Source organism: Planococcus sp. TJ-301 (assembly GCF_058268475.1).
Window position 1 is genome coordinate 337,045 of the sequence record NZ_JBZDOH010000001.1, and the last position, 13,314, is coordinate 350,358.

Here is a 13,314-nt window from a genome sequence, read left to right on the forward strand (position 1 = left end):
GACTGCACTCTATGAAACATCGCTACTTACCAATGACGTCTCAAGATGAAAAAGAAATGCTGGATGTTATTGGCATCCAGTCGATTGATGAGCTATTTGCAGATATTCCGGAGAAAGTTCGCTTTAAAGGCGAATACAAGATCAAAGCGGCAAAATCGGAATCTTCTTTGACGAAAGAACTGGCGCAATTGGCAGCGAAAAATGCTGACACAAACCGCTATGCTTCATTCCTTGGAGCGGGTGTCTACGATCATTACAAACCGATCATCGTCGACCATGTCATTTCACGTTCTGAATTTTATACGGCTTATACACCCTATCAGCCAGAAATTTCACAAGGTGAGCTGCAGGCGATTTTTGAATTCCAAACGATGATTAGCGAATTGACGGGCATGGACCTTGCGAACTCTTCTATGTATGACGGAGGCACAGCTCTAGCGGAAGCAGGAATGCTTGCTGCAGGCCACACGCGCCGCAAAAAAATCCTGGTGTCGCGCGCTGTCCATCCTGAAACACGTGATGTCGTCCGCACTTATGCGTTAGGGCAATCAATTGCTGTTGAAGAAATTCCATTGAAAGACGGACATACCGATCTTGATGCTTTGAAAGAAATGATTGACGGCGATACGGCTGCAGTCATGGTGCAATACCCGAATTTCTTCGGCCAAGTTGAAGACTTGAAAGGGCTGGAGCCGATTATCCATGAAGCGGGCGCATTGTTCGCGGTTTCGGCTAACCCATTGGCGCTTGGCGCATTGACGCCTCCCGGCAAACTTGGAGCTGACATCACTGTCGGCGACGCACAGCCTTTCGGCATCTCAGAAGCGTTCGGCGGTCCGCATTGCGGCTATTTCGCTGTTACCAAACAATTGATGCGTAAAGTTCCAGGGCGTTTAGTGGGTGAAACGGTTGATGAAGACGGACGCCGCGGATTCGTTTTGACGCTGCAAGCGCGCGAGCAGCACATCCGCCGCGATAAAGCGACTTCGAATATCTGTTCAAACCAAGCACTGAATGCATTGGCTGCTGCTGTGGCTATGACAGCTCTTGGCAAGGCAGGCGCGAAAGAAATTGCTGTACAGAACATTACTAAAACACATTATATGAAGCAGCAATTAAAAGGAGCCGGCTTTGACGTGATTTTTGACGGAGCCCATTTCAACGAGTTGACTGTGAAAACCCAAACACCTTCGAAAGAATTGAATGCACGCTTGCTCCAAAAAGGCATAATCGGCGGCTACGACCTCGGGCGCAGCTATCCGGAGCTTGAAGGCCATACGCTTGTCGCGGTAACCGAACAGCGGACAAAAGAAGAGATTGATGCATTCGTGCAGGAACTTGCTGCAGCAGTGCAGGAAATGGGGGCTACTCATGCATAAAGATAACCAACCACTCATCTTTGAAATGACGAAAGAAGGCCGCGTAGGCTATAGCCTGCCAGAATTGGACGTGCCGGAAGTCGACTTGAACGATATCCTGCCTGCGGGTTTGATCCGCGATGAAGCGGCTGACTTGCCGGAAGTATCTGAACTTGATATCATGCGCCATTATACGGCGTTGTCAAAACGCAACCATGGCGTTGATTCAGGCTTCTATCCACTTGGTTCTTGCACGATGAAATACAATCCGAAAATCAATGAATCCGTAGCGCGCTATCCTGGATTCGCGAATATTCATCCTTTGCAGGACGAGTCTACCGTCCAAGGAGCTATGGAATTGATGTTCGACCTTCAAGAACATTTGAAGGAAATCACGGGTATGGACGAAGTGACGCTTCAGCCAGCAGCGGGTGCACACGGTGAATGGACAGGATTGATGATGATTCGCGCTTACCACGAATCACGCGGCGATATGAACCGTACGAAAGTCATCGTTCCCGATTCAGCACACGGCACAAATCCTGCTTCGGCTACAGTTGCCGGTTTTGAAACGGTAACGGTCAAGTCGAATGAACACGGGCTTGTCGATTTGGAGGATTTGAAACGCGTAGTCGGGAACGACACAGCAGCCTTAATGCTGACCAACCCGAACACATTGGGCCTTTTCGAAGAACAGATTCTTGAAATGGCTGCCATCATCCACGAAGTCGGCGGGAAACTTTACTATGACGGCGCGAACTTGAATGCCGTTATGTCAAAAGCGCGCCCTGGTGACATGGGCTTTGATGTTGTCCATTTGAATTTGCATAAAACATTCACAGGACCGCATGGCGGCGGTGGACCAGGATCTGGGCCAGTCGGCGTCCATAAAGATTTGATTCCATATTTGCCAAGCCCAGTGCTGGTTAAAACAAATGATGCTTATACGTTCGACTATAACCGCCCGGAAACCATCGGACGCGTAAAACCGTTCTACGGCAACTTCGGCATCAACGTTCGTGCTTACACGTACATCCGCTCAATGGGGCCGGATGGCTTGAAAGCCGTGACCGAATATGCGGTATTAAACGCAAACTATATGATGCGCAAGCTGCAGCCATTCTTCGATTTGCCATACGACCGCCATTGCAAGCATGAATTTGTCTTGAGCGGCCGCCGCCAGAAAAAATTGGGCGTGCGCACATTGGATATGGCAAAACGCTTGCTGGACTTCGGCTACCACCCGCCGACGATCTATTTCCCATTGAACGTCGAGGAAGGCATGATGATCGAGCCGACTGAGACCGAGTCAAAAGAGACTTTGGATGCGTTTATTGATGCGATGATCCAGATTGCCAAGGAAGTCGAAGACAATCCGGAAATCGTTCAGAACGCACCGCACACGACGGTGATCAAGCGCCTGGATGAAACACAGGCTGCCCGTAAACCGGTTCTCCGCTACACGAAAGCTGAATAAAACAATATAGGAAAAGCCCGCCTGCGAAATTTCGCAGGCGGGCTTTTTTTAGCAATATCGGGTGCTTGTTTAGTAGAAACCGATTGGCGAATCAGCATCATCCCAATCGTTTTTTGCAGATCGTCTGCTTTGCTTCTGAAGTTCTTGGATGCGTTCTCCATATTTCGTTTCCCCTTCATAATGCCAGTTCAAGGCAGCAGACATATACAGTTCGTTTAGTTGGGAAATCGATAAGCCTTTTGAAAGCTTGGCCATATCCTCTAGTTGTTCTGGAGTGAAAATCGACTTGACGTCAAGCTTCTTCAAATATTGCTTGCGCAGCTTTTTGTCAGGCGAAGGGATCTCATAAGCTCGATCAAAGCGTCCAGCACGGTTTATAAGAGCTGGATCGATTCGTTCCGGGTAATTTGTCGTCCCGATGATAAAGAGTCCCTCGCGTGATTGTGTGCCGTCGAGTGTATTGAGAAACACGGATCGTGTAAACTCGGGCATCGAGTCGATATCCTCAATGACCAGAATGGCGGGAGCGAGACGCGACACTGTACTGAAAACTTCCTGAACGGTATAGCTGGAAGTAAACTCGGTGATCTGCCAGTAAACGACAGGCGCTTCAGTAGAACCGGTGATTGACTTCACCAGTGTCGTTTTGCCGTTGCCGGGCGCGCCATAAAGCAAAATGCCCCGTTTGTAAGGAACTCCGTATTCTTTGAAGAATACGCCGTCTTCCCGGAAGAATTCATCGATCGAGCGGAAAATGTCCTTCTTGACCCCAGCTTCGAGTATGACGTCATCACGGTTGACAATGGCCATCTCTCCATAATTTCGGCGTTTGACACCATCATCGGTATCAACAAGAAAAGTGATGCTGTTCATCAATTCGAGCCGCAGCAAATCATTCATGGCTTCTAGGAAAGCGAGTGTAGCTTGTTCTGATTTTGCGAAACACTGGAATTCTGGCCAGGCATTTTCAGCAGCAGTGAAAATGGGGTATTGCGATAGCGCTACATCAAATTCGGGAAAATAGATCAGACGGTTTTCGAAACTCAGCCGGACTCTTAGGCTGCCGCTTTGATCATCTTCTTCAGTGCTGGCAATTTTGCCGAGCGGACGGGCTTGATACAAGAAACCCAGCGTCTCGAATTGCAAGCTGCCTTTTTCCATAAGATCAATCAGGTGAGTATGGAGCTGTGTAATTGTATCCTCGATGTCGATGTGGAACCAAGGCCCTTCAGAACGTCCATCGAGCGCTGCCAATGCTTTTTCGGAAATCGCCGCAATTTCTGCATAATGCGGCAAAGTTTCACGCAGGCTTTCCCCGTGGGGAAATAAAATTTTAGGTAACATGTTTTTCCTCCAATTCATATAATGGGCCCAGCGATTGAAAAAAGCCTTTCCACACGCGGGAAAGGCTCTAAACTATTGTTTGATTTTGACCTTGCCGCTCCATTGCTTGAAGCCGCCTTGTAGTTGGTATAATTGGTCGTAGCCTTTTTTCTTCAGGAACAAACCGACGCGGCCGCTGCGTACACCGTTCTGGTCATAAATGTAAACGGGTTTGTCAGCGCGGATTTCTTTGTAGCGCTGGTTCAATTGTGTTTGCGGGATATTGCGCGCACCAAGGATATGGCCGTTTGCAAAATCTTTCGCTTCACGCACATCGATCAGCTGCGCTTTGCGGTAGCCTTCGATAAATTGTTCTTGTGTCAATGTGGTTACGGCTTTCTTGATGCGGAAATATGAAATTGCAGCAAAGATGAGCACTGCAACTACGACGCCTAAAGTGATGTAAAGAAAATCCAATGTTCTTGCCCCTTTCTATTCTCTCTTTATTATAAAAGATGAAGTGACTCTTATTCAATGGCAATGTTACACTAATTAAAGAATTTAGGGGGCGATCTTGTGAATTTTCAAGAATGGTTATTCATCGATACCGGCAAAGCGCCGGCTTCTTTTAATATGGCGCTCGATGAAGCGCTGCTGAATTGGCATAGTGAAGGACTGATTCCACCGGTTATCCGATTTTACGGTTGGGAGCCGGCTGCGCTGTCAATCGGCTATTTTCAGAAAGTCGAGCAGGAAATCGACATGGAGGCCGTGAAAAGACTCGGCCTTGGCTTTGTGCGCCGTCCGACCGGCGGCAGAGGCGTGCTGCACGAGCATGAGTTGACGTACAGCATCATTGTGAGCGAAGCCTATCCGGATATGCCGGAGACGGTGACAGCGGCCTATAGGGTGCTCAGCGAGGGATTATTGGAAGGCTTCAGAAATTTGGGGCTCGACGCCTATTTTTCGATTCCCGAAAGCGAAAATGAAATAGCGGATTTGAAAAAACCGAAAAGTGCGGTATGTTTTGACGCACCAAGCTGGTATGAAATGGTCGTTGCCGGCAAAAAGGTGGCGGGCAGTGCACAGACGCGCCAAAAAGGCGTAATCCTGCAGCATGGTGCGATCTTGATCGATTTGGATGCGGAAAAATTATTATCGGTGTTCAAGTTCAAAGATGAAGCTTCAAAAGAGCGGATGCGCAAAAAAATTCCGGAAAAAGCAGTATCGATCAATTCGCTGCTTGAGGACGGCGTCACCGCGGAGCAATGTGTTCCGGTGTTCAAAGCCGGATTCGAGAAGGCTTTAGCGATCCGATTGGCGCCTTACCATTTGTCGGAAAGCCAGCTCGCCGAAGTGAAAAAAATCGAAGAAAAACGCTACGCAAATGACGATTGGAATTTTCGCACCTAAGGAGACTAAAGACTCATTTTGGAGCGTCGGTTTTGGCAGAAACCGTTGCACATTCAGCTTTGAGACGTCTCATGGAAAAACCAGCAAAATTTTGTTATTGCAGTGACGTTTCAATATATAGTAGGATGGGAAATGTAATAATACTATATATAGTGTTTACTCCATATAATATGAAGGAGGAAATGTCAAATGGTTTCTGCCACTCAAAAAAAATATTCATTAAATCCGGTGTCGTTGAATAGCGATATCCAGTCGTTCCCTCAGGTCCATGCAATCACTCCGGACATGAAAACGACACATAAAGGGGTATCTCGCCTCGTGATGATCGACCGCTATTCTTTTAAGGATACGGAGAAAAAGACGCTCAAAGCAGGCGACTTTGTCGTATTGACCGTCAAGCAAGATCCGAAATTCCCAGCCCGCGGACTCGGGTTCATCGTTTCCGTCGACAAAGCGGCTAACACGGCGCAAATTTGGATCGAGGAAGATTACCGCAGCGCAATCGACAAACCGGAAGAAATGGAAGCCGGCATCGTCAACCGCAGCCTTGATGTCATCGAAAAACCTCTGGAAGTGTATTACGAACAAATCGCGAAACGCAACGCAACGGGCCTGGCGTCTGTTGAAACGACTCCCGAAAAGCGTGAGCATTGGTTCAATAAATTCTACGAGCAGCTTGTCGGGCTGAAATTCATTCCTGCAGGGCGCGTTCTATACGGAGCTGGTGCCGGAACAGATGTTACGTATTTCAATTGCTACGTGATGCCTTTCGTCGCTGATTCGCGCGAAGGAATTTCCGACCACCGCAAGCAAGTGATGGAAATCATGAGCCGCGGAGGAGGCGTCGGCACGAACGGCTCGACGCTTCGTCCGCGCAATACATTGGCGAGAGGCGTCAACGGCAAATCTTCCGGCTCTGTTTCATGGCTGGACGATATCGCGAAATTGACTCATCTTGTCGAGCAAGGCGGATCGCGCCGCGGTGCGCAGATGATCATGCTTGCCGACTGGCATCCGGATATTGCGGAGTTCATCATTTCAAAAATGCAGAACCCGCGGATTCTCCGCTACTTGATCGAAAACACAGAAGACGAAACGATTAAAAAACTTGCCCATGAAAAATTGAAGTTTAAAGCGCTGACAGAACAAGAAGACGCGATGTATCAAGGAATCCTGAATTACCGCGCGATTCCTGGAATGGGCGGCTTCAATGAAAAAATCATGCGCGATGCTGAAACAAAGCTGCGCGATGGCGGTACTTATACGGTCCATAACGAAGAATTCCTGACAGGTGCGAATATTTCAGTAACCTTGACGGACGATTTCATGAAAGCGGTCGAAAGGGACGCAGATTTCGATTTGCGATTCCCGGCAGTTGAATCGTACTCGAAAGAAGAAATGGCCGTCTATAACGAAAAATGGCAAGAAGTCGGAGACGTACGCGAATGGGAGCGTTTGGGCCATAAAGTGCGTGTCTACCGCACAATGAAAGCGCGCGAGCTATGGAACCTCATCAACGTTTGTGCGACGTATTCCGCAGAGCCAGGCATTTTCTTCATCGACAACGCCAATGCGAAAACGAACGCAACAGCTTACGGCCAAAAAGTCGTAGCAACAAATCCGTGCGGCGAACAGCCGTTAGCACCATATTCAGTGTGCAACTTGGCAGCTGTCAACTTGGCGCAATTCGCAGATGCGAAAACGAAAAGAGTCGATTTTAAAGCGTTGAAAGAAACGGTCAAAGTCGGTGTCCGCATGCAGGACAACGTTATTGACGCTACACCTTACTTCCTTGAAGAAAACCGGGTGCAGGCGCTTGGCGAACGGCGTGTCGGCCTTGGAGTTATGGGGCTTGCGGATCTGTTGATTTATTGCGACAAAGAATACGGCTCGCCTGAAGGCAACGAGTTGGTCGATGAAATCTTCAAGACCATTGCAGCAGCGGCATACGAAGAATCGGTTGAATTGGCGTCAGAACGCGGAAGCTTCCCATTCTTGATCGGCAAAACCGATGAAGAAACAGCAGCGCTGCGCAAAGCGTTTACAGAAACAGGCTTTATGCAAGACATGCCGGAAGAAATCCGTGCAGGCATCCTTGAAAATGGCATCCGCAACTCGCATTTGCTGACAGTGGCACCTACGGGTTCAACGGGCACGATGGTCGGCGTATCGACCGGCCTGGAGCCATATTATTCATTCACATATTACCGCAGCGGCCGCCTTGGTAAATTTATCGAGGTAAAAGCTGATATCGTACGTGAATACTTGAAAAACAATCCGGAAGCGGACGAAGAAAATCTTCCGAAAGCGTTTGTCACCTCCATGGACTTGGCTCCGGAAGCGCATGCGGATGTGCAATGCATCATCCAGCGCTGGATTGATTCGTCCATCTCCAAAACGGTCAATGCACCGCGCGGCTACACAGTGGAGCAAGTTGAAGGCGTCTACGAGCGTCTTTACAAAGGCGGCGCGAAAGGCGGGACCGTCTATGTCGATGGCAGCCGTGACTCGCAAGTATTGACTCTGAAAGCGGAGGACAACACATTCGAAGAACCGCATCAAGAAGAAGTGAAAGGCAAGCGTCCAATCGTTCTTATTGATACCATCCAAGATCTGCGTTCAACGAACGTCTCGATCGGCTCTGAAGTGGGCGATACTTGCCCAGTCTGCCGCCAAGGGACTGTTGAAGAAATGGGCGGCTGCAATACCTGCACCAATTGCAATGCCCAATTGAAATGCGGACTTTAATCGAATATCTATTCCAAAAGCGCGACGGCTCCAGCCGCCGCGTTTTTTTGCGTCCGAAAATTGATGCATACGCCTTTAGAAAAAAATAAATGTATATTATTACATAAGGTTTTTTTGATAAAAAATCAAGAACGTAACAAGAGCTTCGCAAAACGGACTTCTTTTAAAAGCTGAAGCCCTAAATCGGCATTAATTTAGAATTAACATGACGAAGCGGACAGTCTACATGAACTAAAGAGCGGTTGACATGAACTATTTTGAATTCAACCGGTACTAGCAAAAGAAGAGTTCTGCCTTCCAGTGAAGCGAAAGACCAAATAGATGAAAGATTTGCTCTCTTAGGCTGCTGTGATAAAATAATGAAGAATGTGACAGGATAGGAGTGGGGTCAATGAAAGTGTTGTGTTTGAATGGACCGAACCTGAACCGCCTCGGCAAGCGCGAAAAGGAAGCCTACGGCACGTTTACGCTGGAGGAGTTGGAAACAGAGCTGATGGATTTTTCAGCGGTCAATGGGATTGAACTTTCTTGCTTGCAGTCAAACCATGAAGGCGAACTGATCGACTGGATCCACAAGGCAGCGGACGATGGCACGGATGCCATTGTGCTGAATGCGGGGGCATATACCCATACAAGTGTAGCGATACGCGACGCAATTGCGTCCATCCAGATTCCTGTTATTGAAGTACATATCTCAAACGTTTACAAGCGGGAGGAATTCCGCCGCCATTCCCATATCGCGCCGGTTGCCGCCGGACAAATTACGGGATTCGGCAAAGATGTCTACAAACTTGCGCTGCATGCGCTGCTTTTAACCCAATCGAGAGGATGAATCCAGTGAAACTTCAAAAATTGCGAAACGAAATGGAACAGCAGAATATCGAGGCTTTATTGATCACCAGCCAAAATAATTTACGGTACATAACGGAATTTACGGGGTCCGCTGGCCTTGCGCTTGTATCGCAGGAAAAAGCTTTTTTCGTCACGGATTTCCGCTACACGGAACAGGCGTCAGCCCAAGTTAAAGAATTTGAAGTCGTACAGGCGAAGACCAACCTGCTAGAAGAGGTAGCCGAGATATCGAAATCGCTTGGCCTTGGATCGGTATCATTCGAACAGGATTATGTAACGTTTGCTCTTTACACGCAATACGTTGAAAAGCTGGAAGCCGAGTTGAAGCCGGCAAGCGGCTTGATCGAGAAGATCCGCATGATCAAAACGCCTGAAGAAGTAGAAATTTTGAAAGCGGCTGCGAAAATCGCCGATGACGCATTCGAGCATATTTGCACGTTCATCAAGCCGGGAATGGCTGAAGTGGAAGTATCCAACGAGCTGGAATTCTTCATGCGCAAACAAGGGGCGACTTCATCGTCTTTCGATATCATTGTCGCTTCAGGCGGCCGTTCTGCTTTGCCGCACGGCGTCGCAACGGATAAAAAGATCGAAGAAGGCGATATGGTCACCTTGGACTTCGGCGCTTTGTACAATGGCTATATCTCAGACATCACACGGACGGTTGCTGTCGGAGAGCCGTCTGAAAAGATGAAGGAAGTTTACCAGATCGTTTTAGACTCCCAGGTGCTAGCGCTCCAAAACATCAAACCCGGGATGACAGGAATTGAAGCGGACGCGATCGCGCGCGACCACATCAAGTCGAAAGGATACGGGGAAGCATTCGGCCATTCGACTGGCCACGGCATCGGCCTTGAAGTCCATGAAGCTCCCGGTCTTTCATTCAAATCGCAGACCATACTCGAGCCAGGAATGGCAGTGACAGTGGAGCCTGGAATTTATCTGCCGGGTATTGGCGGAGTCCGCATAGAAGATGATATACTAATAACCGAGTCCGGCAATGAACGATTGACCCACTCCACAAAAGAACTGCGTATTTTACAAGTAACGGAGGAAATTAAATGATCTCAGTAAACGATTTTAAAACAGGCGTCACAATAGAAGTGGATAACGGCATTTGGCGCGTTATGGAATTCCAGCACGTCAAACCGGGCAAAGGTGCGGCATTCGTGCGCACAAAGCTCCGCAACCTGCGTACAGGAAGCGTCACAGAGAAAACGTTCCGTGCTGGCGAGAAAGTCGCTAAAGCGCAGATCGACAACCGCAAAATGCAGTACCTTTACGCAAGCGGCGACGTCCATGCGTTCATGGATACAGAAACATACGACCAAATTGAATTGCCGGAAAAAAGCATTGAATACGAATTGAAATTCCTGCAAGAAAACATGGAAGTTCAAGTCATCCAATTCCAAGGCGAAGTGCTAGGAGTGGAATTGCCGAATTCAGTCGTGCTTGAAGTAGCCGAAACTGACCCAGGCATCAAAGGCGATACAGCGAGCGGCGGAACAAAGCCTGCTAAATTGACGACTGGCCTTATTATTCAAGTGCCATTCTTCATCAACGAAGGCGATAGGCTGATCATCAACACAACGGATTCTTCTTACGTCTCACGCGCACAATAATCCATGCAATCGGCCTCTATAATCTAGAGGCCTTTTTTTAAATATTCCGTTGGCTATTTCAAAATAGATTGAAAAAGTCTAAAATGGGATAGTGGCAACAAATATACATAAAAGGGGAGTAGGATCATTTGAAAATCCAAGAAATACGCGAAATCATCAAATTGGTGGATGGATCGTCTATCGACGAATTCACTTATGAGTCTGAAGGCGTCAAAGTGAAATTGAAGAAAAATGGCGGAGCTGTCCAAGCCCCGGCAACACAAGCTCCACCGGCATTACCTAAAGCTGAGACGAGTGCACCCGCACCGGCCGCAAACCCGGCTCCTGCAGCGAAAGCCGAAGAATTGATTTCAGAAGAAACACCGGAATTGGCAGTCGACAATAACGACGACCTGCATAAAATTTTGTCGCCGATGGTTGGGACATTCTATATGTCACCATCACCGGAAGACGAAGCGTATGTAAAAGTTGGATCGAAAGTATCCGCCGACCAAGTGGTCTGCATCGTAGAAGCGATGAAGCTGTTCAATGAAATCGAAGCGGAAGTGGATGGGGAAATCACGGAAATCCTGGTTCAAGACGGCCAGTTGGTTGAATACGGCCAACCTCTATTCCTCGTTAAAGCGAACTGAGGAGGGGAACCCTATGAAAAAAGTATTAATTGCCAACCGCGGTGAAATTGCTGTCCGCATTATCCGAGCCTGCAAAGAAATGGATATTGCTACAGTTGCAGTTTATTCGGAAGCCGATAAGGAAGCGCTTCACGTAGAGCTTGCTGATGAAGCGTATTGCATCGGACCGAAAGCGTCTAAAGACAGTTACTTGAACTTCTCTAATATCATTTCCGTAGCGAAATTGACGAATTGCGACGGCATCCACCCAGGATATGGCTTCCTGGCAGAAAATGCTAGTTTCGCAGAGCTTTGTGAAGCATGCGATATCATGTTCATCGGACCGACTTCAGAAGCCATTTCAAAAATGGGCACTAAAGATGTCGCGCGTGAAACAATGAGATTGGCAGGCGTCCCTGTAGTCCCAGGCTCCACCGGCATTGTCGGCAGTGAAAAAGAAGGCTTGGAAATCGCGGAAGAACTCGGATTTCCGGTCATCATTAAAGCGACAGCAGGAGGCGGGGGCAAAGGGATCCGCGTCGCCCGCAGCCGTGAAGATTTTATCACTGGCCTGCGCATGACCCAAAAAGAAGCAGCTGCAGCGTTCGGCAATCCCGGTGTTTACATCGAGAAATTCATCGAAGATTTCCGCCACGTGGAAATCCAAGTGATGGCGGATTCGCACGGCAACGCAATTCATTTGGGCGAACGCGATTGTTCGATTCAACGCCGCATGCAGAAATTGGTCGAGGAGGCGCCGTCTCCTGCACTCAGCCCGGAATTGCGTGCTGAGATGGGCGATGCCGCAGTGAAAGCGGCTCTTGCCGTCAATTACCGGGGAGCCGGTACGGTTGAATTCATCTTCGACGCCGTCAACCAGAAATTCTATTTCATGGAAATGAATACGCGCATCCAGGTAGAGCATCCGGTCACAGAAATGATTACCGGCATCGACTTGATCCAGCAGCAGCTGAAAGTCGCTTCTGGGGAAACCTTGGCATACACGCAAGAAGATGTAACGTTTAAAGGATGGGCGATCGAATGCCGCATCAATGCAGAAAATCCGGCGAAGAACTTTATGCCGTCTGCAGGAAAAGTGTCGATGTACTTAGCTCCAGGCGGCCTCGGCGTACGCGTCGATTCAGCAATGTACCCAGGCTATACAATTCCGCCGTATTACGATTCGATGGTTGCGAAGCTGATTACATTCGCCGATACGCGCGAAGAAGCGATTGCCAAAATGAAACGCGCATTGAGCGAGTTTGCAATAGAAGGCGTTCACACAACTATCCCGTTCCATTTGAAATTAATGGATCACGAAGTATTCAAATCCGGGGATTTCAACACGAAATTCCTTGAAAAATATGATGTTTTAGAGTCCTAAAAGGAGAGTTGCCATATGTCTGAAAAAACAGCACCGTATTTGCGCATGAAATCACATGGCGCACAGGATTTAGGCAGCATCGAAGTGGCACCTGAAGTATTGGAGATCATCGCAAGCATTGCGGTGTCCGATATCGAAGGGATCGCCAGCATGCGCGGCAATTTTGCATCAGGCGTCGTTGAGCGCTTGGGCAAAAAAGTCCATGGAAAAGGTGTCAAATCCGAGTTGTCAGAAGCCGGATTGATGATTGATGTGTATTGCGTCGTGAATTATGGCGTGTCTATTCCGAAAACAGCGCAGAAAGTCCAGGAACATGTGCGCCAAACGCTTGAGAATATGACAAGTCTTCAGACACAGGAAGTCAACGTCCATATCACCGGGGTGCAATTTGAAACGTCCCATACAGACGAACAGCATTAAAGAGCTGCCTGATAAGTCCGGAACCCGGGCTTATTGGGCGGCTTTTGTTTTTAATTTTTGGGGTGGCAATTTAGTTGATGATACTCCGCAAATCTGTTTCACTAGC

General features: G+C 48.3%; 12 protein-coding genes. 10 read left to right on the forward strand and 2 right to left on the reverse strand.

What is annotated here, in order from left to right:
- Positions 1-11: 11 nt before the first annotated feature.
- Positions 12-1,379, forward strand: a complete 1,368-nt coding sequence (gcvPA, locus tag AC4EHJ_RS01740; protein WP_490973874.1) for an aminomethyl-transferring glycine dehydrogenase subunit GcvPA — start codon at positions 12-14, stop codon at positions 1,377-1,379.
- Positions 1,372-2,835 (forward strand): aminomethyl-transferring glycine dehydrogenase subunit GcvPB, encoded by a 1,464-nt coding sequence (gcvPB, locus tag AC4EHJ_RS01745; RefSeq protein WP_490973875.1) that lies wholly within the window; start codon positions 1,372-1,374, stop codon positions 2,833-2,835. The genes gcvPA and gcvPB overlap by 8 nt, the downstream gene beginning before the upstream one ends.
- 69 nt (positions 2,836-2,904) lie before the next feature.
- On the opposite strand, the gene AC4EHJ_RS01750 is transcribed toward gcvPB, so the two are convergent.
- Together AC4EHJ_RS01750 and AC4EHJ_RS01755 are read right to left on the reverse strand one after the other, a co-directional pair.
- On the reverse strand, positions 2,905-4,179 hold the full coding sequence (locus AC4EHJ_RS01750; protein ID WP_490973876.1) for an AAA family ATPase: 1,275 nt from the start codon (positions 4,177-4,179) through the stop codon (positions 2,905-2,907).
- 72 nt (positions 4,180-4,251) lie between these two features.
- A complete protein-coding gene (locus tag AC4EHJ_RS01755; RefSeq protein ID WP_490973877.1) occupies positions 4,252-4,635 on the reverse strand; it encodes a rhodanese-like domain-containing protein in 384 nt (127 codons plus the stop codon).
- Between the two features lie 156 nt (positions 4,636-4,791).
- Between AC4EHJ_RS01755 and AC4EHJ_RS01760 the strand changes: the two genes are divergently transcribed.
- The 8 genes from AC4EHJ_RS01760 (at position 4,792) to AC4EHJ_RS01795 (ending at position 13,208) form a co-directional block, all read left to right on the forward strand.
- Positions 4,792-5,571 (forward strand): lipoate--protein ligase family protein, encoded by a 780-nt coding sequence (locus AC4EHJ_RS01760; protein WP_490975598.1) that lies wholly within the window; start codon positions 4,792-4,794, stop codon positions 5,569-5,571.
- A gap of 189 nt (positions 5,572-5,760) precedes the next feature.
- On the forward strand, positions 5,761-8,319 hold the full coding sequence (locus AC4EHJ_RS01765) for a vitamin B12-dependent ribonucleotide reductase (RefSeq protein WP_490973878.1): 2,559 nt from the start codon (positions 5,761-5,763) through the stop codon (positions 8,317-8,319).
- A gap of 391 nt (positions 8,320-8,710) precedes the next feature.
- Positions 8,711-9,151, forward strand: coding sequence for a type II 3-dehydroquinate dehydratase (aroQ, locus tag AC4EHJ_RS01770; protein ID WP_490973879.1), 441 nt, complete (start codon positions 8,711-8,713; stop codon positions 9,149-9,151).
- Entirely contained in the window at positions 9,148-10,236 is a 1,089-nt protein-coding gene (locus tag AC4EHJ_RS01775) for a M24 family metallopeptidase (RefSeq protein ID WP_490973880.1), read from the forward strand. The genes aroQ and AC4EHJ_RS01775 overlap by 4 nt, the downstream gene beginning before the upstream one ends.
- A complete protein-coding gene (gene efp, locus AC4EHJ_RS01780) occupies positions 10,233-10,793 on the forward strand; it encodes an elongation factor P (RefSeq protein WP_490973881.1) in 561 nt (186 codons plus the stop codon). Before AC4EHJ_RS01775 ends, efp begins: the two co-directional genes overlap by 4 nt.
- A gap of 128 nt (positions 10,794-10,921) precedes the next feature.
- Positions 10,922-11,425, forward strand: a complete 504-nt coding sequence (gene accB, locus AC4EHJ_RS01785; RefSeq protein WP_490973882.1) for an acetyl-CoA carboxylase biotin carboxyl carrier protein — start codon at positions 10,922-10,924, stop codon at positions 11,423-11,425.
- A gap of 13 nt (positions 11,426-11,438) precedes the next feature.
- Positions 11,439-12,788, forward strand: coding sequence for an acetyl-CoA carboxylase biotin carboxylase subunit (accC, locus tag AC4EHJ_RS01790; protein ID WP_490973883.1), 1,350 nt, complete (start codon positions 11,439-11,441; stop codon positions 12,786-12,788).
- A gap of 15 nt (positions 12,789-12,803) precedes the next feature.
- Entirely contained in the window at positions 12,804-13,208 is a 405-nt protein-coding gene (locus tag AC4EHJ_RS01795) for an Asp23/Gls24 family envelope stress response protein (RefSeq protein ID WP_490973884.1), read from the forward strand.
- The last annotated feature ends 106 nt before the right edge of the window (positions 13,209-13,314 follow it).

Bases quoted from the DNA above. Each gene is read 5' to 3' on its own strand.
- gcvPA (WP_490973874.1), top strand. From the start codon at position 12: ATGAAACATCGCTACTTACCAATGACGTCTCAAGATGAAAAAGAAATG.
- gcvPB (WP_490973875.1), top strand. From the start codon at position 1,372: ATGCATAAAGATAACCAACCACTCATCTTTGAAATGACGAAAGAAGGC.
- AC4EHJ_RS01750 (WP_490973876.1), bottom strand. From the start codon at position 4,179: ATGTTACCTAAAATTTTATTTCCCCACGGGGAAAGCCTGCGTGAAACT.
- AC4EHJ_RS01760 (WP_490975598.1), top strand. From the start codon at position 4,792: ATGGCGCTCGATGAAGCGCTGCTGAATTGGCATAGTGAAGGACTGATT.
- AC4EHJ_RS01765 (WP_490973878.1), top strand. From the start codon at position 5,761: ATGGTTTCTGCCACTCAAAAAAAATATTCATTAAATCCGGTGTCGTTG.
- aroQ (WP_490973879.1), top strand. From the start codon at position 8,711: ATGAAAGTGTTGTGTTTGAATGGACCGAACCTGAACCGCCTCGGCAAG.
- AC4EHJ_RS01775 (WP_490973880.1), top strand. From the start codon at position 9,148: ATGAATCCAGTGAAACTTCAAAAATTGCGAAACGAAATGGAACAGCAG.
- efp (WP_490973881.1), top strand. From the start codon at position 10,233: ATGATCTCAGTAAACGATTTTAAAACAGGCGTCACAATAGAAGTGGAT.
- accC (WP_490973883.1), top strand. From the start codon at position 11,439: ATGAAAAAAGTATTAATTGCCAACCGCGGTGAAATTGCTGTCCGCATT.
- AC4EHJ_RS01795 (WP_490973884.1), top strand. From the start codon at position 12,804: ATGTCTGAAAAAACAGCACCGTATTTGCGCATGAAATCACATGGCGCA.